The organism is Polaribacter sp. 2305UL8-11 (assembly GCF_058147165.1).
In genome coordinates, this window is sequence record NZ_JBYVJW010000004.1 from 194,705 (window position 1) to 214,459 (window position 19,755).

The window sequence follows — 19,755 nt, forward strand, 5'->3', positions numbered from 1 at the left end:
AAATGAAAAAAATAATTCTTTTACTTATTACTGCTGTCTTTTTTCAGAATACGATAGCGCAAACAACGTATATTCACTGTGGAAAATTAATAAACACATTAACAGGTAAAATTGAATCTAAGAAAACCATAATTGTTCAAGGCAATAAAATTATCTCAGTTTTAGACGGCTATGCAATGACAAGGAGTAAAACAGCAAAAACTATTGATTTAAAAAGCAAAGTAGTAATGCCTGGTTTAATAGATATGCATGTACATATAGAAATGGAGTTTGATGCCAGAACTAGATTAAACAGATATATTCAAAATGAAGCAGATGTTGCATTTAACTCAGTTGGTTTTGCAAAATCTACTTTATTAAGTGGTTTTACAACTGTAAGAGATTTAGGTGGTACAGGAGTTAATATTTCTATAAAAAATGCAATTGATGCAGGTAAAATTCCTGGTCCAAGAGTTTTTACAGCTGGTAAATCTTTAGCAACCACAGGTGGTCATGCAGATCCTACAAATGGAAGTAGTAGAAAGTTAGTTGGTAATCCTGGTCCTAAAGAAGGTGTTGTAAACTCTGTAGAAGATGCAAAAAAAGCAGTAAGACAACGTTATAAAAATGGTGCAGATTGTATTAAAATTACTGCTACAGGAGGTGTTTTAAGTGTTGCCAAATCTGGTGATAATCCGCAATTTACCATAGAAGAAGTAAAAGCAATTTGCGATACTGCAAAAGATTATGGAATGCACGTAGCTGCTCATGCACATGGAGATGAAGGAATGCAAAGAGCTATTATTGGTGGAGTAAAAACAATAGAGCATGGTACGTATATGAGTGATGAAACTATGGAGCTAATGAAAAAACACAATGCTTATTTAGTACCAACAATAACTGCTGGAAAAGAAGTAGAAGAAAAAGCAAAAATTAAAGGATTTTACCCAGCAATTGTAGTGCCAAAAGCATTGGCAGTTGGGCCACAAATACAAGGTACTTTTGCTAAAGCATATAAAAAAGGAGTTGGAATTGCATTTGGTACAGATGCAGGTGTTTTTAAACACGGTAATAATGGTAAGGAATTTAGATTTATGGTAGAAGCAGGAATGCCAGCTATGGAAACCATCCAATCTGCAACCATTACAAATGCAAAAATTTTAAAAATGGAAAATGAAATAGGGCAGGTAAAAAAAGGTTTCTTTGCAGATATTATTGCTGTTGATGATGATCCTACTAAGAATATTTTTACAATGGAAAATGTTGTTTTTGTAATGAAAAATGGAGTTGTTTATAAAAAATAATTTTTTTTAGTGTAACTTTTCTGTTTTAGTAGCTACTAATTGGTTATTAAATAAAATCTAATATATGTTTTTTTATATAGTACTCTTTTTATCAGCATATTTAACTTTTAAAGAAGTAAAAAAATCAAATTATAGAAAAAAATTAATTTTTGCTTATACAGCCATTGCTCTTGTAGCAGTAATGTATAATTTAGGTGGTTTTTTAGGTAAGCAATTATACTTAATAGGTTTTACTGTATAATTTTAAAGTGATGAGAAATAAAAAATGGGATTTGATTTGGGGTATTATAGCTGTTTTAATATTAATTAGTAACATTGTAAAAGGAAATGATACTACCAAACTATTAGGCTTTGAAATAAATTCTTGGATTTACAGAAGTATTTGGTTTTTAATAGCAATTGCAAATTTAAGTCAGTTTTTTAATAGAAGAAAAAAAGACACTACTTCTGAAAAGTAATATGTTGATAAGCACCAATATCAGGATTTACAGTTCTATCAACACCTAAAATATCTGTTGCAAAAGAAGTTGGTTTTGCTTTGTTGATAGCATTAGAATTATCACCAATTATAAAATCATTTTTCTGTGTGTTTCTAAAATCTGAAGTTCCATTTAAGATAATATTTTGATAAAAAGAGTTGGTAAAATCTAACTCTGTATTGTCTTTAAAAGAATTATTGGTGTCATTAAATTTAATCATAGAATTACTGATATTGTAATTAAATTGTCCTCCTCCATCCAATTTATCTAAGACAAATTCTATGTTATTGTTACCATCAAAAATACAATTTGTAAAATTAGCAGCTTTTAAATCTCTAGTTTCAGCAATTTCTTGTCCAGCTTCATTTTTAAAAGTAAAAAAGTTGTTAATTAAAACAGCTGGTAGTTGACGTAAACCATTGTTCCAATAATTAGCAAATGTACAATGCGTAAAATTATATGTGCCACCAATTGTGGTAGCTAAAGAGGTTTGCCCTGCACTACCAACTACTAAATTATGAGCTTCTATATTGGTTTCTCTACCTAAAATTCCATAGCTAGAATGGTTGTAAATTTCTGAATTTTGTAATTTTAAAGTAGGTGAAGTTGGAGTGCCAATACTATCTACCAAAATCCCAATAATGGCATTTTTTATAATGGCATGTTTTATTTCATTATTTTTGCTTCCAGCACGCATCCAAATGGTTCCCCATTGACCAGGAACATTATTAAATCTATTTTCTAAACGATCGCCTGCAAAAGTTACTTTTTCTGTTAATGTTCCGTTTACTAAAAGTGTAGCTTTATCATCTATAATTAAACCAGAGTTATCATGAAAATGGATGTTTGCACCAGCTTCTATGGTTAGTGTTTTGTTGGCTGGTACAGCAGCAAAACCATAAATAACAGTTGGTTTTGCTTTTGTAAAAGTAAGTTCTGTATCCTTTAAAAAACGCCCTTTTAAAGTGGTAGGTTGCCCATCTAAAGTTAAACTGTCTATTTTCATAGTAATTGCATCTTTGCCAGGAAAAATAAAATTTGCATCCTTTACTAAAGTAACTAAATCTACATCTTGTTGATTTTTACCATTGTCAAACAAAATTTTATCTGTGTAAAGTGGGTTTGGAATAGCATTTACATCTATTGTAGTTTCAACAAAAACAAATAAACTATCGTTTGCTAAAATATCTATATTGTTAAAATCCTTACCAGGAATTCCATCAACATTTAATCTGTAGTTAGAGGTTGTTCCATTTTCTAATTGAATTCTTGGAATGGTTATGGCTTTGTTACTTCTGTTATAGACTTTTAAATTGTAGGTAGCAGAACCAATATTGGTAAAAATGGTATCTAAAAAAACAGTGTCTTTAGAAAATTGAAGCTGCCCAAAACTAGGTATAGTTTCAAAATCTTTTCTACAAGAACTTACAGAAATGATAAGAACACAAATTATAAAAGTTAATAAATACCTCATAAAATTATTTTGTATAAAAATAGAACTTTTTATTTTTTAGATTATTGTTTTTTTATCAACTCTATTTCAAAAAGTTTGCCCCAATGTTTTCCTGTTACAAAAAGTCTGTTGTTTTCTTTATCATAAGCGATACCATTTAAAACTTCGTCGTTTGCAACTAATTTTTGAGTTTTTTCCATCTCTGCTTTTAAACCTCTTAAGTCTGCTAACCCCTCTACAATACCAGTTTCTGGATTTATAATTACAATAGTGTTTTGTTGGTATTTATTGGCATATAATTTTCCATTTATCAACTCTAATTCATTTAAATTATCTACAGCTCTATCATTAGTATATGCTTGCTTGTAACTAATTTCTTTTAATGTTTCTGGGTCTAAAAACCAAATTTTATGGGTACCATCAGATTTTATTAATTCAGAACCATTATGAGTCAAACCCCAACCTTGAGCACTTTTATTGTAAGCAAATTCTTTTTCTTGTTTAAAAGTTTCTAAATTATAAACAAAGCCTTTTTTAGCCTGCCAAGTTAACCAGTAAATCTTATTATTAAAAATGGTCATACCTTCACCAAAATATTTTTTATCTAAAGCAACTTTTTGTAAAACCTCACCTGTTTTAATTGCTACTTTTCTCAAAGTAGACTTCCCTTTTTGACCAGTAGTTTCGTATAAGAAACCATTGTAATACTCTAAACCTTGCGTGTATGCTTTTGTATCATGAGGATATTCGTTTATAATTTTATAATTGTACACAATTGGTTTGTTTTTTGCCAAAACTTCAAAAAAACTATTTATTTTTTTTGTTTTTTCATCGTAAGAAATTAGCGCAGAAATTACATGTTTACCAACTCCTAAATCTGTAGTTGTAATTGTGGCAGAATTTCCGTTGGCAGAAATTTCTTTTCCTTTTACAAAGAAAATTACACTTTTTATTGCTTTGTTGTCTTTTTCTTGTAAACTTATATTAATAGACTCGTTTAAAGTAACTTTCTTTTTGTGATTAAGGTTAAACTTATAACTTTCTGTACAAGCAGTAAAAGATATTATAAAAGCTAAAACGATAATATAAATAGATGTCTGTTTCATTGTGGTTGTTTTCTTCGGTATTTAAATTTTTGTAAAGCTATAAAAAACTCATTTTTAAAGCTAAAAATTAAGTTAAAAATAAATTAAGAAACGAATAAGCTAAATAAAAGCAATTATTTATTTGTAAATTAAAAAATATCATTAAATTTGCATCCTCAAAATAGTAAAAAACAACTATTTAGAGAGTTAAGTAAAACCTTACCAATTTTACTTATTGCAAACATAACATTAAAGTATTAAAATATTATAAAATGAAAAAAGGAATTCATCCAGAAAATTATAGAATGGTAGCATTTAAAGACATGTCTAACGAAGATGTATTTTTAACACGTTCTACTGTAGACACGAAAGAAACTTTAGAAGTGGATGGTGTTGAGTATCCTTTAGTAAAATTAGAGATTTCTAGAACATCTCACCCATTTTACACTGGTAAATCTAAGCTTATTGATGCTGCAGGACGTATTGACAAGTTCAAAAACAAATACAAAAAATTCAAGAAGTAATTCTCAAGAATTTAAAATATTAAGAACTCCAACATTTATTTGTTGGAGTTTTTTCTTTTAAAAATCTTTTTAAAACTGTCACTTCGAGCGCAGACGAGAAGTTGGGCGTTACCTAAAGGTCAGGCTTTACACTATATCTTTTTATTTGTTCTCGATACAAATTTGTTCATACTTCACAAATTTACTCGAACTGACATAAAAAGGATGTCGTTTCAATCCTTAACGCAACATATTTGTAAGCTTCATTGTTTAATTTCGTACTAATAGTGTATTTTTAAACTTTTTAAATCATAATATAATAATGAAAAATACAATACTTTCAATATTCATCATCCTTACAGTTTTATTCGGAGTTTTAGTTTATTTCATTCCCCAAGTAGGAACTATAATTTTACTATCAGTATCAGGAATTTTAACTTTAGTAGCAATTTACGACAGTTTGCAAACCAAGCATTCTTTATTAAGAGCATTTCCATTAGTGGCACGTTTACGTTGGTTTTTTGAAGAAGAAAGAGATAAAATTCAGCAATATTTTATAGAAGATAATTTAAACGGAACACCAATAAACAGAGAAAAAAGAAGTGTTGTATATCAAAGAGCAAAATTAGAAAAAGACACCATTCCTTTTGGTACGCAACACAATGTATATAAAAAGGGATATGAGTTTGTAAAACATTCTTTATTTCCTAAAGACCATCATCATGTTATTGGAGATAGAATTGTTTTTGGTTCAGACAAATGTTCTCAAAAATACAGTAGTTCTATCATAAATATTTCTGCAATGTCTTTTGGCTCTTTAAGTAAAAATGCAATTATGGCATTAAACCAAGGTGCAAAAATGGATAATTTTGCACACAATACTGGCGAAGGTGGAATTTCTCCCTACCATTTACAAGGAGGAGATTTAATTTTTCAAGTAGGTACAGGATATTTTGGTGCAGGAAAATCAGATTCTTATGGGAAAAGGATTTTTGATGATGCTATTTTTAAAGAAAATGCAACTAGACCAGAAGTAAAAATGATTGAAATTAAATTTTCTCAAGGAGCAAAACCTGGTCATGGAGGTATATTACCCGCAAAAAAAAATACAGAAGAAATTGCAAAAATCAGAGCAGTAGAACCAGGTACTCAAGTAGATTCTCCTCCAGGTCATTCAGCCTTTTCTAATTATGAAGAGATGATTGTTTTTATTCAAAAAGTTAGAGATTTATCTGAAGGAAAACCTGTAGGAATTAAATTTTGCGTGGGTAATAATGAGGAGATTAGTGCAATGTTTAAAGCATTTTCTAAAGCTAAAAACTATCCAGATTTTATTTCTGTAGATGGTGGAGAAGGAGGTACAGGAGCAGCACCTATGGAATTTACAAATTACATAGGCACTCCTTTAATAGAAGGATTGGTTTTTGTAAATAAATTGCTAAAAAAATATAAGTTAAAAGATCAAATTAAAATTATTGCTTCTGGTAAAGCCATAGATGCTTTTGACATTGTTAAATATTTAGCTTTAGGAGCAGATGCAGTTGGCATGGCTAGAAGTTTTATGCTAAGTTTAGGTTGTATACAGGCTAGAGAATGTAATTTAGACACTTGTCCTGTTGGAGTTGCCACACAAGATGATGATTTGGTAAAAGCATTGGTAGTAGAAAAGAAAAATGTACGTGTAAAAAATTATCATACCAAAACAATAAAAGCTGTAAAAGAAATGACAGGAGCTATGGGTTTAAGTTCTATTTCTGAGATTGAAGCCAAACATATATTTAGACGAAGAAAAGATGAGGAAATTGTAAGTTTAGGCGAGGTTTATTATCCAATTTAGCTAACGTGTTTGTGTATGGTTAGTTGCGTGAGCAACTAAGATAGCAAAAGGGGACGGAACTGAGGAATATTCGGAGAATTTTCCGATTGGCACAGAGAAACTCTAGCAATTAATGACACTTTCCCACAAAGTGTGTAAGTTAAAAATTACAGGGTTAAACTTTTCATAGTTTAATCCTGTTTTCAAATATAGCCAAAAATTGGTTTAATATGATTCCCCAGTTTCTAATTGGCATCGTCCATTTTTTAGTTGATTCTCTTAAAGCTAAAAAAACTGATTTAATTACTGCATCATCAGTTGGATAAGAGAGTTTGTTTTTGGTGTATTTTCTGATTTTTCCATTTAAGTTTTCTATTAAATTTGTCGTGTAAATAATAGTTCTAATTTCTAAAGGAAAATCAAAAAAACAGTAAGTTCATCCCAGTTATTTTCCCAAGATTTAATAGCATAAGAATATTTAGAGTTCCATGTTTTTTTAAAGTCTTCTAAAGTAGCTTTTGCAGCTTCTTTTGTTGGAGCTGTATAGATTTGCTTCATGTCTCTTGTAAAGGCTTTTTTATCCTTCCAAACCACATATCTACAAGAATTTCTAATTTGATGCACTACACATATTTGAGTTACTGAATTTGGAAAAACCGTTTTAATAGTATCTGTAAATCCGTTTAAATTATCAGTTGCAGTAATTAATATATCTTGTGTTCCACGAGCTTTTATGTCGGTTAAAACGCTCATCCAAAAAGAGGAAAATTCGTTTTTCCCTAACCAAAGTCCCAAAACTTCTTTTTTTCCATCAACTCTAAGACCAACAGCAATGTAAATTGTTTTATTGATGACTTTGGAGTTTTCACGAACCTTAAAAACGATGCCATCCATCCAAACTATCAAATAAGTAGCTTCTAAAGGTCTGTTTTTCCAGGCAATAATATCAGAAGTAACTTTATCTGTAATTCTAGAGATTGCTGAACTAGAGATATTAAAATCATACAAATCTCGTATTTGTTCTTCAATATCTGTAGTACTCATTCCTTTAGCATACAAAGAAATAATAAGGTTTTCAACCCCATCAGCGGTACTTTCTCGCTTTTTAATTAGCATGGGATTGAATGTAGAATCCCGATCTCTAGGAACTTGAATTTTGGTTTCTCCTAAAGGAGTCTTTATGGTTTTAGATCCATAACCATTTCGTGAATTAGGATTGTTACTTTTTTGATGTTTATCATAATCTAAATGGACATCTAATTCGCCTTCTAAAATCTTTTCAATACCGCGTTTGTGCAGTTGTTCTATAAAACTAGTCAGTTCTGAACCTGTTTTAAATTGTTTTAAAAATTCTTCGTTTAATAAATCTTCTGGTTTCATAATAAAAGTGTGTTTATAAATTTAGTGATTATTTAATCGTAAAGTTATTTCCAAAATTTTTCCTCATGGAGCAATTTAAATATTGCTCTAGAAAAATCTCAGAATAACTTTACTTACACACTTTGTGGTTTAGTACCCAATTAATTATACACGGTGTTACCTGCAGTTTTATTCTTTAAATTCAAGAATTTCTTGTATCATTTCTTTATTCCAAAACTCCATTTCATCCCTATAGATTCTTGTTATTGGATATCCATCATTCTCTTTTTTTGAGTTCCAAGTTAAATGAACAACTGCAATTCTTCCATCTTCCAATTCCAATACGATATCGTCATTATTGGTTTTTTTAGCAATTAATTCGACAGGTTCATTATTCAATATGTGATTGTCTGATAATTCTAATTTGAGTTCGTCCATCAAATCTTGAATGCTTTTTTCTTCCATTTCCATTGCGTCCCAATATGGTTCGAGGAAATTTAATCTGAAAATTGATCTGTTTAGAACATCTTCTAAATTCCCTTTTTTCAATAGCTGACTAATTGTTTTTTCAATGCAATTTCTAGTAAGCTCTTTCACAAATAGGTCAGGTGGAATTATATAGTTTTCGTTTTCATCTTTCAGCTCTTCTTTTTGAGCAGTGTTTAAAAACTTAAAGGTCCAAACATTTATTCCGTAGCTTCTACCATCTAATGTGTCTACTCCGATAATAGCAAAATCATTTTCAATGTCATCCCAAGGAGTTGATATTTCAAATTCAAGCCATAACTTGAATGAAATATTTCCGCTTTCAATAATCTTTTCACTTAGAGAGTAAGGATTCATGTCCAGATTTTCAATTTTCGTTCTTTTTCTAATTGCAGGTAACGTTAACACGAATATACAACGTTTCAATGTTTTATATTCGAAGTTAGCTAAGTTCGTTTTTTTTTATTAAAAAATCAACCGTAAAAATACCTGTTTTTAAATAAAAAAAACCGCTCCTAAAAAGAAACGGTTTTAAATACTTGAAAACGCTGCGCGTTTACATATAATCTTCAATTGGGTTACAAGAACAAATTAAATTTCTATCACCAAAAGCATCATCTACTCTTCTAACAGTTGGCCAAAATTTATTATCTGCAATATATTCCAAAGGAAAAGCAGCTTGTTTTCTAGTGTAAGGAAAAGCCCATTGGTCTGCAGTTAACATAGCTTGTGTATGTGGTGCATTTTTTAAAGGGTTGTTTTCATCTTCTTTAGAAGCATTCTTAATTTCCTCTCTAATAGAAATCATGGCATCACAAAATCTGTCCAATTCAGCTAAAGATTCAGATTCTGTAGGTTCAATCATCATGGTTCCACCTACTGGAAAAGAAACTGTTGGCGCATGAAAACCATAATCCATTAAACGTTTTGCAATATCTACAACTTCAATTCCATTTTGTTTAAAATCACGACAGTCTATAATCATTTCGTGTGCAGCACGTCCTTTTTCACCTGTATACAAAGTTTTATAGTGTCCATTTAAACGTTCTTTAATATAATTTGCATTTAAAATTGCATTTTTTGTAGCGTTAGTTAAGCCTCTAAAACCTAACATTGTAATATATCCATAAGAAATTAAACATGCCAAAGCAGAACCCCAAGGAGCCCCAGAAATGGCTGTAATTGCTTTTTCTCCACCTGTTGTTATAATTGGATTTGTTGGTAAAAAAGGAACTAATTGAGGAGCAACACAAATAGGACCAACTCCAGGGCCACCTCCTCCATGAGGAATTGCAAACGTTTTATGAAGGTTTAAATGGCAAACATCTGCACCAATGGTTGCTGGGTTTGTTAGCCCAACCTGTGCATTCATATTTGCTCCATCCATATATACCTGACCTCCATTGTCATGAATAATTTTAGTAATTTCTTTAATTTCTTTTTCGTAAACCCCATGAGTAGATGGGTATGTTACCATTAAAGCAGCTAAATTATCTTTATGTAATTTTGCTTTTTCACGTAAGTCTTCTACATCAATATTTCCGTTTTCTGCAGTTTTAGTTACCACAACTTTCATTCCAGCCATAACAGCAGAAGCAGGGTTTGTACCATGAGCAGAAGCAGGAATAATACAAATATTTCTATGTGCTTCGTTTCTAGATTGATGGTAAGCTCTAATTGTCATTAAACCAGCAAATTCTCCTTGAGCACCAGAATTTGGTTGTAAAGAAGTACCAGCAAAACCTGTGATTATATTTAATTGATGTTCTAATTTTTTAAGAACTTCTTGGTATCCTTGAGCTTGATTAATTGGCACAAAAGGATGAATATTACCCCATTGTGGATTACTTAAAGGCAACATTTCTGATGCTGCATTTAATTTCATAGTACAAGAACCCAAAGAAATCATAGAATGATTTAACGCTAAATCTTTTCGCTCTAATTTCTTTATATAACGCATCATATCTGTTTCTGATTGATATGTGTTAAAAATATCATTTTCTAAAAAGGGAGTGTTTCTTTTTAGATTATCAGAAATTACCTCAAAATCAGAGTGAAAAGGCTCTTGAGTTAAAATTTGAGAAAAAGTATCATAATTTTCTTCTTTTACAGGATTTGGACGTTTTTTTAGTTGACCAAATAATGTAAACAGTGTCATTAAATCTTTTTGTGTGGTTGCTTCATTTATAGAAATAGAAACCAAATTATCTGAAACATAATTAAAGTTTACTTTAAAAGATTCTGCAATCGGCTTTAATCTTATACTATCAATTTCTATTAAAAGTGTATCAAAGTAACTTGAATTTAGTTGTTTAAAGCCTGCCTTCTTTAAGTAATCTGCAACTAATTTTGTTTTGTTATGAACAGTGTCTGCTATAAATTGTATTCCTTCTTTTCCATGATAAACAGCATACATTCCAGCCATAACTGCTAGCAAAACCTGTGCAGTACAAATGTTAGATGTTGCTCTTTCACGCTTTATATGTTGCTCTCTAGTTTGTAAAGCCATTCTTAATGCAAAACCACCATCAGCATCTTTAGTAACTCCAATAATACGTCCAGGAATACTTCTTTTGTAAGCTTCTTTTGTAGCAAAATAAGCTGCATGAGGGCCTCCATATCCTAAAGGAATTCCAAAACGTTGTGTTGTTCCTACTACTACAGATGCACCAAATTCTCCTGGAGCTTTTAATTTTACTAGTGATAAAATATCTGCTGCAACTGCTACTTTAATATCATTTTCGTTTGCTTTGGCAACAAAAGATTCATAATCAAAAACTTGCCCCAATTTACCTGGATATTGTAAAATTGCGCCAAAAAAATCATCAGCAAAGTCAAACTCTTCATGATTACCAACAACTAAATCTATTCCTATAGGTGTAGAGCGTGTTTGTAATAATGATAAAGTTTGTGGCAAAATTTCATCAGAAACAAAAAACTTATTAGCGCCAGCTTTTTTCTTAGCTCTTTCTCTAACATCAAACAATAAAGCCATGGCTTCTGCAGCTGCAGTACTTTCGTCTAATAAAGATGCATTTGCCAATTCCATTCCTGTTAAATCGCAAACCATTGTTTGGAAATTTAGCAAGGCCTCTAAACGTCCTTGCGCAATTTCTGCTTGATATGGGGTATAAGCAGTATACCAACCTGGATTTTCTAAAATGTTTCGTTGTATAACACTTGGCACAATTGCTTCATGATATCCTAAACCAATATAACTTTTAAATACTTTATTTTTTTCTGAAAGCTCTTTAATATGTGCCAAATATTCGTATTCGCTCATTGCAGGATTTAAATCTAAATCTTCTTTTAAACGAATGTTATCTGGAACAGTCTCATCAATTAACTGCTCTAAACTGTTAGCTTTAATAGCAGCTAACATAATTTCTTGCTCCTTTTTATTAGGCCCAATATGTCTTAGTTGAAACGAATTTGTATTCATTAAATAAAGTTTTTATATACTTATTTCAATCGATTTAGTTAATTTTTAATCAACTAAAATTTTGCGAAACAAAAATACATAATAATTGAATTACGAATCGCAAATTCTTTTAGTAAAACATTGTTAATTATTAACTAAAAAGAGATGTTATGAACAGAAAGACTATTTTTGTAGAATGAAGTTATTAAAATCAGTTTTTGAATTTTATTTAAATGCAAGTATTCACGTAGCATTTTCTGTATATGCGTTGATTAGAATTACAGAAATTTATTTTAATTTGCCCTATAATGAGAATTTGAATTATTTTATGTTTTTTGGAACCATAACTGGTTATAATTTTGTAAAATATGCAGGTGTCGCAAAATTGCATCATAAAAGCTTAACAAAAGATTTGAAAATTATTCAAATATTTTCCTTTTTTTGCTTTTTGGTATTTTGTTACTACTTGTATCAAATCTCCCTTAAAACATTGTATTTAACCATTCCTTTTTGCTTATTAACAGTATTGTATGCAGTTCCTTTTTTAAGTGGTTTTCATAAAAATTTAAGAGAAGTTAGCTACCTTAAAATTATAGTTGTTGCTATAGTTTGGGCAGGTTTTACAGTACTAATTCCTATATTAGATGCAGCACAAGAAGTTACATTAAACGTAGTTTTAATGCTATTGCAGCGTTTTTTAATTGTAATCGTTTTAATATTACCTTTTGATATTAGAGATGTAAAATATGATGCAATTTCTCTACAAACCATCCCAAAGAAAATTGGTGTAAGAAAAACAAAAAAATTAGGGTTAATGTTACTTATTATCACATTGGTTTTAGAATACCTATTGGCTTCACCTTATAGAATTAAAACACCATTTATGGTGTTCTTTTTTTTAGTAATTATTTTCTTAATGCGCGCAAAAATCAATCAATCTAAATATTACAGTTCGTTTTATGTAGAGTCTTTACCAATTGTTTGGTGGCTACTTCTTTTAGGATTTCTTAAATTTTAACTACTAAAAGCTCTTTTTTTATAAAGTCGATTAATTATGATAACAAATAAAACAGATATCGTAAAACTGTAAATTGGCTTCTTATTTCCCTACTATATTTGTAGATTTACACACTTAAATTCAACTTAGATTTAAAGTGATGATTACCACCAAAAGAAATTATATTTTCGATTTTGATAGCACATTAACTCGTGTAGAAGCCCTAGATGTTTTAGCCGAAATTACACTTAAAAACAACCCGAAAAAAGATGAAATTATTCAAGAAATAATAGACATTACTAATTTAGGGATTGATGGGGAAATCTCCTTTACAGAGTCTTTAGAAAGAAGAATCAAACTTTTAGAAGCTAATAAATCAGATTTAGAAGCGTTAATTAAATCTCTAAAAAATCAAGTTTCTTCATCAATAGAAAGAAATAAAGAATTTTTTGAACTTTACGCAGAAGATATTTATGTAATTTCTTGCGGATTTAAAGAATTTATAGACCCAATTGTTGCAGAATATAACATCCCATCAGAAAGAGTATTTGCAAATACTTTTGAATTTGATGCAAACGGAAAAATTGTTAGCTTTGATGCTGCCAATCCACTTTCTCAGCACAATGGAAAAATAAAGTGTTTAAAAGACATGAACCTTGAAGGAGAAATACAAGTAATTGGAGATGGTTATAGCGATTATGTAACGCGTGAAGCTGGTGTAGCAGACAAGTTTTTTGCTTATACAGAAAATGTCTCTAGAGACAAAACAACAGAAAACGCAGACCATATTGCCCCAAATTTAGATGAATTTTTATACGTAAACGATTTGCCAAGAAATATAAGTTACCCAAAAAACAGAATTAAAATTTTATTATTAGAAAACGTTCATCCAGATGCTTTTACAAAGTTATCTACAGATGGTTTTTCTGTAGAAACAGTATCTAAAAGTTTATCAGAAGAAGAACTTATAAAAAAAATAAAGGATGTTCACGTTTTAGGAATCCGTTCTAAAACAAACGTTACTAAAAAGGTTGTAGAAGCTGCAGAAAAATTAATGGTAGTTAGTGCCTTTTGTATTGGTACTAAACAAATAGATTTAGAGGCTTGTAAAGAAAACGGAGTTGTTGTTTTTAATGCACCTTACAGCAACACACGTTCTGTAGTAGAGTTGGCAATTGGAGAAATTATTATGTTAATGCGTTCTGTTTTTCAAAGAAGTACAGAAATACATAATGGTCAATGGCAAAAAACAGCAGAAGGCTCTAGAGAAGTTCGTGGTAAAAAATTAGGAATTGTAGGTTATGGAAACATAGGAAAACAATTATCAGTTTTAGCAGAAGCTTTAGGAATGGATGTGTGTTATTATGATGTAGAAGACAAGTTAGCTTTAGGAAACGCTACTAAAATGAACACTTTAGAAGAATTGCTAAAGATTTCTGATGTTGTTACTTTACATGTTGATGACAATGCTGCCAATAAAAATTTCTTTGGAGAAAAAGAAATTGCACAAATGAAAGATGGCGCACATTTGGTAAACCTTTCTCGTGGTTTTGTGGTAGATATCAATGCATTAACACATGCTTTAAGAAGTGGTAAAATTGCAGGTGCTGCTATAGATGTATATCCTTCAGAACCAAGAAAAAACGGAGAATTTTATACAGAATTAAAAGGATTACCAAATGTAATTTTAACACCTCATGTTGGAGGAAGTACAGAAGAAGCTCAAAGAGACATTGCAGATTTTGTACCGAGTAAAATTATGGCGTATATTAACTCTGGAAATACAGTAGATGCCGTAAACTTTCCAAATATTCGTCTGCCAAGACAAACCAATGCACACCGTTTTTTACACATTCATAAAAACGTGCCTGGAGTTATGGCAAAAATAAATAAGATTTTAGCAAAATACGATTTGAATATTACTGGTCAATATTTATCTACAGATCCAAAAGTAGGTTATGTAATTACAGATTTAGACAAAGAATACAACAAAGAGGTTATTGAAAAACTTAGAAAAGTAGAAGGTACTATTAAGTTTAGAGTGCTATATTAGTAACATTCTTTCTAAAAATCAAACCCTTCAGTTTTTCAAAACTTGAAGGGTTTTTTAATGTTAAAAATAGATTTTAACCTATTTAAGACTTGAATTTAGTTGACAAATCAACAATCATTTTATCTTTTACACCTAAATAACGCCTACTTCCTAAATATCTGTTTTTATTAAACGCATCATAATTTGGTTGTAAAGAATCCATAGAATTGATATGTACATTTCCAGAAGCATGTATAAATTCCATTTTGTCATTTCCTAGCCAAATACCAACATGAGTCACTCTTTGTTTTTTATCTTCAGTAGCTTTTGTGCCAAAAAATAACAAATCACCTTTTTGTAAATCAGAAAAATCAAGATTTTTATCTACAGTTTTCCCTGCATTAATTTGTTGAGACGCATCTCTAGGAATAATAAATCCATTCATTAAGTACACCATTTTTGTAAAACCACTACAGTCCATTCCTTTGGCAGAAGTTCCTCCCCATAAATAAGGAAACCCTTCCATAGATTTTGCAATTTTTTCTATATCATTAGAGTTTGGTTCTAAGTTATGTACCCAAGATTCATATAAAACAGCTTCTTCTCTTTTAATAAATCCAGTTCTTTTATCAGGGTATACAACTTCTATAAACTTAGGTTTTAAAGATTTAAATTTTAAAATTCCACCTAATGTAATGTCAGAAACAATCTCAGAAGTATCGCTTCTATTAGCATATACATAACCAAAATTTTTGGTGTAAATTATCTTTTTTTGGTTGTTCCATTCATCAAATTCACCTTTATTCATTCTAGTAATTCCACCTTTATCAACCCAAGAAATATAATTGTCTGGAGTTTGAACTCTATAAAAATCTCCTTTTTTATCCAAAACTTTTAGTGGCATTCCTAATAAACCTTGCGTGCCTAATTCTGCAGAATGACTAGGTTTAGATCTAATATTAATCACAGAGTTTCTTGCAATAGCGTACATTTTATTTCCAACAACTGTATCTGGTAAAATTCTAATTTGATTTATATAATCAATATCTAAACTTTTTAGACTATCTAATAATTTTTGATAGCCAATTTTAGAATCGGTTTCTCCAGTTGCAATAATTTTCCCATCATAATTATCTATATCTACATTGTAAATAGCAACTCTTTTGTCTGGTGCATATTGCTCTTTAATACTTTCATTTACACCTTTTAAACCAGTAACTAAAAGAGAGTTGTTGTTACAAGAAAAACATAGAATACCTATAAAAAGTAAAAGAATTTTTAAAAACTTCATTGGGTGTCTTTTATTTTTTAAAAGATAAAGATAAGAATTTATTCAATCAAAAAATTCATTCTGATAACAGATTGTTTTATATTTGAAGACACTCATTTTTTTAGTTGATGAAATATCAGAATAATTTAGCATTTGCAAAACAGCAAGACCAAGAAGATTCACTTTCTCATTTACGAAATCGATTTCATATTCCTAAAGACAAATTAGGAAAAGAATGGTTGTATTTTACAGGAAACTCTTTGGGTTTACAGCCAAAATCAACAAAAGAATACATTTATCAGGAGTTAGAAGATTGGGCAAATTTAGGTGTAGAAGGTCATTTTGAAGCGAAGAATCCATGGTTGCATTATCATGAGTATTTAACTGATAAAATGGCGAAAATAGTAGGCGCAAAACCTATTGAAGTTGTGGTGATGAATACACTAACCACCAATTTACATTTGTTAATGGTTTCATTTTATAGACCCACAAAAACCAAGTATAAAATTGTAATAGAGAGTGATGCATTTCCTTCAGATAGATATGCTGTACAATCGCAATTAAAATTCCACGGGTTTTCAGAAGATGACCTCATTGAATGGAAACCAAGAAAAGGAGAGGAATTATTAAATATTGAAGATTTAGAAAAAATTGTATCAGAACAAGGAGATTCAATCGCTTTATTATTAATTGGAGGCGTAAATTATTACACAGGTCAGTTTTTAGATTTGAAAAGAATCGCAGAAATAGGACATTCAAAAGATTGTGTTGTAGGAATAGATTTGGCTCATGGAGCAGGAAATATTCAACCTAATTTACACGAATCTGGTGTAGATTTTGCAGCTTGGTGTACCTACAAATATCTCAATTCTGGACCAGGAAGTTTGGCAGGATTATTTGTGCACGAAAAACATGCAAAAAATAAAGACTTGCCACGTTTTGCAGGTTGGTGGAACCATAATAAAGAAACACGTTTTAATATGAGACAACCCTTTGATGTGATGGAAGGTGCAGAAGGTTGGCAATTATCAAATCCGCCAATATTATCGATGGCAGCCATAAAAGCCTCTTTAGATGTATTTGATGAGGTTGGTATGGAAGCTTTAAGAGAAAAGTCAGAAAAATTAACAGGTTATTTCGAGTTTTTAATCAATGAAATAGATTCTGATGATATTAAAATTATCACACCAAAAAATCCAAAAGAAAGAGGTTGTCAATTATCCATTCAAGTAAAAAATGCGGATAAAAGTTTACATCAAAAATTAATGCAGAATTATGTAATTACAGATTGGAGAGAGCCAGATGTAATACGTTGTGCACCTGTGCCAATGTATAATTCTTTTGAAGATGTGTATAGAATGGTTTCAATTTTAAAAGGATTGTTGTAAAATTAAAAATGTCTCCTCGAGCGCAGTCGAGAGGCTTTAATTAGTTCTCGACTGCGCTCGAACTGACAAAATATATAAATGAATAAAAAAGATAACATACTAATCATTGGAGCAGGACTCTGTGGTTCTCTTTTAGCTTTACGTTTAGCACAAAGAGGTTATAAAGTAGAGGTATATGAAAGCAGACCAGATTTACGTAAAGTAGATATTTCTGCAGGACGTTCTATAAATTTAGCCTTATCAGACAGAGGTTTAAAAGCCTTGCGTTTATGTGGTATGGAAGAAAAAGCCAGAGAAATATGTATTCCTATGTATGGCAGATTAATGCATGACAGAGAAGGAAATACATTTTCGTCTAATTATTCTGGGCGTAAAGATGAATACATCAACTCTATTTCCAGAGGAGATTTGAATGCTATTTTATTAGATGAAGCAGAAAAGCATCAAAACGTAACTATTCATTTTAATAAAAAATGTAAAAAAGTTGATATTGAAAAAAATATCGCGCATTTTAAAGATTACAATACCAAAGAAGAATTTCCAGTAATTGCAGACGTTATTTTCGGAGCAGATGGTGCTGGTTCTTCTTTAAGAAAAAGTTACATTTCTGAACGTAAATTCTTATTTAGTTACTCTCAAAATTATTTAAATCACGGATATAAAGAGCTGGAAATCCCAGCAGATAAAAATGGAAAACACCAAATAAGTAAAGGTCATTTACACATTTGGCCAAGAGGCGATTTTATGTTGATTGCTTTACCAAATATGGATGGAAGTTTTACAGTAACACTCTTTTTGAGTTATGATGAAGGCGAATTTAATTTCGAAAATTTAACATCCGAAGAAAAAATAACCGAGTTTTTCGAGAAAGAATTTCCTGATGCTTTGACGTTAATTCCGAATATTAAAGAAGAATTTATAAACAACCCAACAGGAGCTTTAGGAACCGTAAAATGTTCTCCTTGGTTTTATCAAAATAAAACACTGTTAATTGGCGACGCTTCACATGCAATCGTGCCTTTTTACGGACAAGGAATGAATGCGTCTTTTGAAGATGTTTTTGTGTTAGATGAAATCCTTTGTCATTTCGAGCGCAGTCGAGAAATTTTTGATTGGAAATCCGTTTTTAAAGCCTATCAAAAAGCCAGAAAACAAGACACAGATGCAATTGCAGATTTAGCGATAGATAATTTTCATGAGATGAAAGACCATGTTGCAAATCCGCTTTTTAAAGAAAAAAGAAAGATAGAAATGGATTTAGAAAAACATTTTCCAAATCAATATTTTTCTAAATATTCGTTAGTGACTTTTAATGAGAATATTGGGTATAATGAAGCAATGAAAAGAGGAAGAGCACAAGATAAAGCATTGTTAAACTTAATCTCTGGAGATGAAGTCCATACACATTTAAACATGACAAAAGAAGAATTGAAAGTCATTTTAGAGAAAGTAATTAAAGAAACAAACGAAATTTTACAAGAAGATAAAATTGCAGGATTGTAGAGTAAAAGTAAAATGTCACCTCGAGCGCAGTCGAGAGGTTATTAATAATAAGAAATGTAAATAGTTCTCGATTGCGCTCGAACAGACAACAAGATTAATGAAAAAATACATTCTTTTATTACGTGGAATAAATGTATCAGGAAAAAATAAAATTCCGATGGCAGATTTACGTGAATTATTAAATGATTTAGATTTTCAAAATGTACAAACCTATATTCAAAGTGGAAATATCATTTTAGAATCAAGTGAAAGTAAATCCGTAATTTGTAATAAAATAAAAAACGGAATTCAATACAAATTTGGATTTGATGTTTCAGTTTTAGCAAGAACAATTCAAGAATGGAAAAAGACGATTGAAAATTATCCTTTTTCAATGGAAAATGAAAAAATAGTTGCATTTGCGTTTTTAAATAAAGCTTCAAAAGAAAGTGTAATTGAAGTCAAAAATATAGGAGAAGACCAATACAAAATAGTTGATGATGTGGTGTATTTATATTGTCCATCTGGTTTTGGAAAATCAAAACTGACGAACAATAACATCGAGAAAAAATTGAATGTAATTGCAACCACAAGAAATTTAAGAACAGTAAAAAAGTTGTTTGACTTGTCAAAATTATAATGAAATGTCTCCTCGAGCGCAGTCGAGAGGTCATTAAAAGTAAGGAATAATAAATTAGGTC

At 30.4% G+C, this 19,755-nt stretch carries 15 protein-coding genes and 1 pseudogene; 10 read left to right on the forward strand and 6 right to left on the reverse strand.

Translation table 11 applies throughout. The features are described from left to right. Window positions 1–2 precede the first annotated feature (2 nt). The 3 genes from ACY2RW_RS05390 (at window position 3) to ACY2RW_RS05400 (ending at window position 1,741) form a co-directional block, all read left to right on the forward strand. Window positions 3–1,283 (forward strand): metal-dependent hydrolase family protein, encoded by a 1,281-nt coding sequence (locus ACY2RW_RS05390; RefSeq protein WP_490121677.1) that lies wholly within the window; start codon window positions 3–5, stop codon window positions 1,281–1,283. Window positions 1,284–1,347: 64 nt separating this feature from the next. After that, the gene (locus ACY2RW_RS05395; protein ID WP_490121678.1) at window positions 1,348–1,524 is read left to right on the forward strand and encodes a hypothetical protein; all 177 of its coding nucleotides are present in this window, start codon (window positions 1,348–1,350) and stop codon (window positions 1,522–1,524) included. Window positions 1,525–1,534: 10 nt separating this feature from the next. Next, window positions 1,535–1,741 carry a hypothetical protein gene (locus tag ACY2RW_RS05400; RefSeq protein WP_490121679.1) on the forward strand — a complete coding sequence of 69 codons (207 nt, stop codon included), beginning with the start codon at window positions 1,535–1,537 and terminating at the stop codon, window positions 1,739–1,741. Here ACY2RW_RS05400 and ACY2RW_RS05405 read toward each other — a convergent pair. Together ACY2RW_RS05405 and ACY2RW_RS05410 are read right to left on the reverse strand one after the other, a co-directional pair. Continuing rightward, window positions 1,725–3,236 (reverse strand): hypothetical protein, encoded by a 1,512-nt coding sequence (locus ACY2RW_RS05405; RefSeq protein WP_490121680.1) that lies wholly within the window; start codon window positions 3,234–3,236, stop codon window positions 1,725–1,727. The genes ACY2RW_RS05400 and ACY2RW_RS05405 overlap by 17 nt on opposite strands. Window positions 3,237–3,277: 41 nt before the next feature. Beyond that, window positions 3,278–4,321: a glutaminyl-peptide cyclotransferase gene (locus ACY2RW_RS05410; RefSeq protein ID WP_490121681.1), complete on the reverse strand. Its 1,044-nt coding sequence runs from the start codon at window positions 4,319–4,321 to the stop codon at window positions 3,278–3,280. 251 nt (window positions 4,322–4,572) lie between these two features. Between ACY2RW_RS05410 and ACY2RW_RS05415 the strand changes: the two genes are divergently transcribed. Together ACY2RW_RS05415 and ACY2RW_RS05420 are read left to right on the forward strand one after the other, a co-directional pair. Beyond that, window positions 4,573–4,824, forward strand: a complete 252-nt coding sequence (locus ACY2RW_RS05415) for a type B 50S ribosomal protein L31 (RefSeq protein WP_015482265.1) — start codon at window positions 4,573–4,575, stop codon at window positions 4,822–4,824. 301 nt (window positions 4,825–5,125) lie between these two features. Next, window positions 5,126–6,640 carry an FMN-binding glutamate synthase family protein gene (locus ACY2RW_RS05420; RefSeq protein WP_490121682.1) on the forward strand — a complete coding sequence of 505 codons (1,515 nt, stop codon included), beginning with the start codon at window positions 5,126–5,128 and terminating at the stop codon, window positions 6,638–6,640. A 163-nt stretch (window positions 6,641–6,803) separates the two neighbouring features. Here the strand turns inward: ACY2RW_RS05420 and ACY2RW_RS05425 are convergent. From ACY2RW_RS05425 to gcvP, 3 genes and pseudogenes are all read right to left on the reverse strand, one after another. Continuing rightward, window positions 6,804–7,999 (reverse strand): annotated as a pseudogene (locus ACY2RW_RS05425) (IS256 family transposase). 168 nt (window positions 8,000–8,167) lie between these two features. Further along, window positions 8,168–8,872, reverse strand: coding sequence for a hypothetical protein (locus ACY2RW_RS05430; protein WP_490121683.1), 705 nt, complete (start codon window positions 8,870–8,872; stop codon window positions 8,168–8,170). A gap of 148 nt (window positions 8,873–9,020) precedes the next feature. Beyond that, window positions 9,021–11,906, reverse strand: a complete 2,886-nt coding sequence (gene gcvP / locus ACY2RW_RS05435) for an aminomethyl-transferring glycine dehydrogenase (protein WP_490121684.1) — start codon at window positions 11,904–11,906, stop codon at window positions 9,021–9,023. A 175-nt stretch (window positions 11,907–12,081) separates the two neighbouring features. Between gcvP and ACY2RW_RS05440 the strand changes: the two genes are divergently transcribed. Together ACY2RW_RS05440 and serA are read left to right on the forward strand one after the other, a co-directional pair. Beyond that, window positions 12,082–12,903, forward strand: coding sequence for a UbiA family prenyltransferase (locus ACY2RW_RS05440; RefSeq protein WP_490121685.1), 822 nt, complete (start codon window positions 12,082–12,084; stop codon window positions 12,901–12,903). 139 nt (window positions 12,904–13,042) lie between these two features. After that, window positions 13,043–14,935 carry a phosphoglycerate dehydrogenase gene (serA, locus tag ACY2RW_RS05445; protein ID WP_490121686.1) on the forward strand — a complete coding sequence of 631 codons (1,893 nt, stop codon included), beginning with the start codon at window positions 13,043–13,045 and terminating at the stop codon, window positions 14,933–14,935. Between the two features lie 82 nt (window positions 14,936–15,017). On the opposite strand, the gene ACY2RW_RS05450 is transcribed toward serA, so the two are convergent. Then, on the reverse strand, window positions 15,018–16,205 hold the full coding sequence (locus ACY2RW_RS05450; RefSeq protein WP_490121687.1) for a C40 family peptidase: 1,188 nt from the start codon (window positions 16,203–16,205) through the stop codon (window positions 15,018–15,020). A 107-nt stretch (window positions 16,206–16,312) separates the two neighbouring features. On the opposite strand from ACY2RW_RS05450, the gene kynU reads away from it, so the two are divergent. From kynU to ACY2RW_RS05465, 3 genes are all read left to right on the forward strand, one after another. Then, complete coding sequence (gene kynU / locus ACY2RW_RS05455) at window positions 16,313–17,572, forward strand: kynureninase (RefSeq protein WP_490121688.1); 1,260 nt, start codon at window positions 16,313–16,315, stop codon at window positions 17,570–17,572. Window positions 17,573–17,650: 78 nt separating this feature from the next. Further along, the gene (locus ACY2RW_RS05460; protein ID WP_490121689.1) at window positions 17,651–19,075 is read left to right on the forward strand and encodes an FAD-dependent oxidoreductase; all 1,425 of its coding nucleotides are present in this window, start codon (window positions 17,651–17,653) and stop codon (window positions 19,073–19,075) included. Between the two features lie 97 nt (window positions 19,076–19,172). Further along, window positions 19,173–19,694 carry a DUF1697 domain-containing protein gene (locus ACY2RW_RS05465; protein WP_490121690.1) on the forward strand — a complete coding sequence of 174 codons (522 nt, stop codon included), beginning with the start codon at window positions 19,173–19,175 and terminating at the stop codon, window positions 19,692–19,694. The last annotated feature ends 61 nt before the right edge of the window (window positions 19,695–19,755 follow it).

What these genes read in the sequence shown, in the direction of transcription:
- ACY2RW_RS05390 (WP_490121677.1), top strand. Translation starts at nt 3, where the DNA reads ATGAAAAAAATAATTCTTTTACTTATTACTGCTGTCTTTTTTCAGAAT.
- ACY2RW_RS05395 (WP_490121678.1), top strand. Translation starts at nt 1,348, where the DNA reads ATGTTTTTTTATATAGTACTCTTTTTATCAGCATATTTAACTTTTAAA.
- ACY2RW_RS05400 (WP_490121679.1), top strand. Translation starts at nt 1,535, where the DNA reads ATGAGAAATAAAAAATGGGATTTGATTTGGGGTATTATAGCTGTTTTA.
- ACY2RW_RS05405 (WP_490121680.1), bottom strand. Translation starts at nt 3,236, where the DNA reads ATGAGGTATTTATTAACTTTTATAATTTGTGTTCTTATCATTTCTGTA.
- ACY2RW_RS05410 (WP_490121681.1), bottom strand. Translation starts at nt 4,321, where the DNA reads ATGAAACAGACATCTATTTATATTATCGTTTTAGCTTTTATAATATCT.
- ACY2RW_RS05415 (WP_015482265.1), top strand. Translation starts at nt 4,573, where the DNA reads ATGAAAAAAGGAATTCATCCAGAAAATTATAGAATGGTAGCATTTAAA.
- ACY2RW_RS05420 (WP_490121682.1), top strand. Translation starts at nt 5,126, where the DNA reads ATGAAAAATACAATACTTTCAATATTCATCATCCTTACAGTTTTATTC.
- gcvP (WP_490121684.1), bottom strand. Translation starts at nt 11,906, where the DNA reads ATGAATACAAATTCGTTTCAACTAAGACATATTGGGCCTAATAAAAAG.
- ACY2RW_RS05440 (WP_490121685.1), top strand. Translation starts at nt 12,082, where the DNA reads ATGAAGTTATTAAAATCAGTTTTTGAATTTTATTTAAATGCAAGTATT.
- serA (WP_490121686.1), top strand. Translation starts at nt 13,043, where the DNA reads ATGATTACCACCAAAAGAAATTATATTTTCGATTTTGATAGCACATTA.
- ACY2RW_RS05450 (WP_490121687.1), bottom strand. Translation starts at nt 16,205, where the DNA reads ATGAAGTTTTTAAAAATTCTTTTACTTTTTATAGGTATTCTATGTTTT.
- kynU (WP_490121688.1), top strand. Translation starts at nt 16,313, where the DNA reads ATGAAATATCAGAATAATTTAGCATTTGCAAAACAGCAAGACCAAGAA.
- ACY2RW_RS05460 (WP_490121689.1), top strand. Translation starts at nt 17,651, where the DNA reads ATGAATAAAAAAGATAACATACTAATCATTGGAGCAGGACTCTGTGGT.
- ACY2RW_RS05465 (WP_490121690.1), top strand. Translation starts at nt 19,173, where the DNA reads ATGAAAAAATACATTCTTTTATTACGTGGAATAAATGTATCAGGAAAA.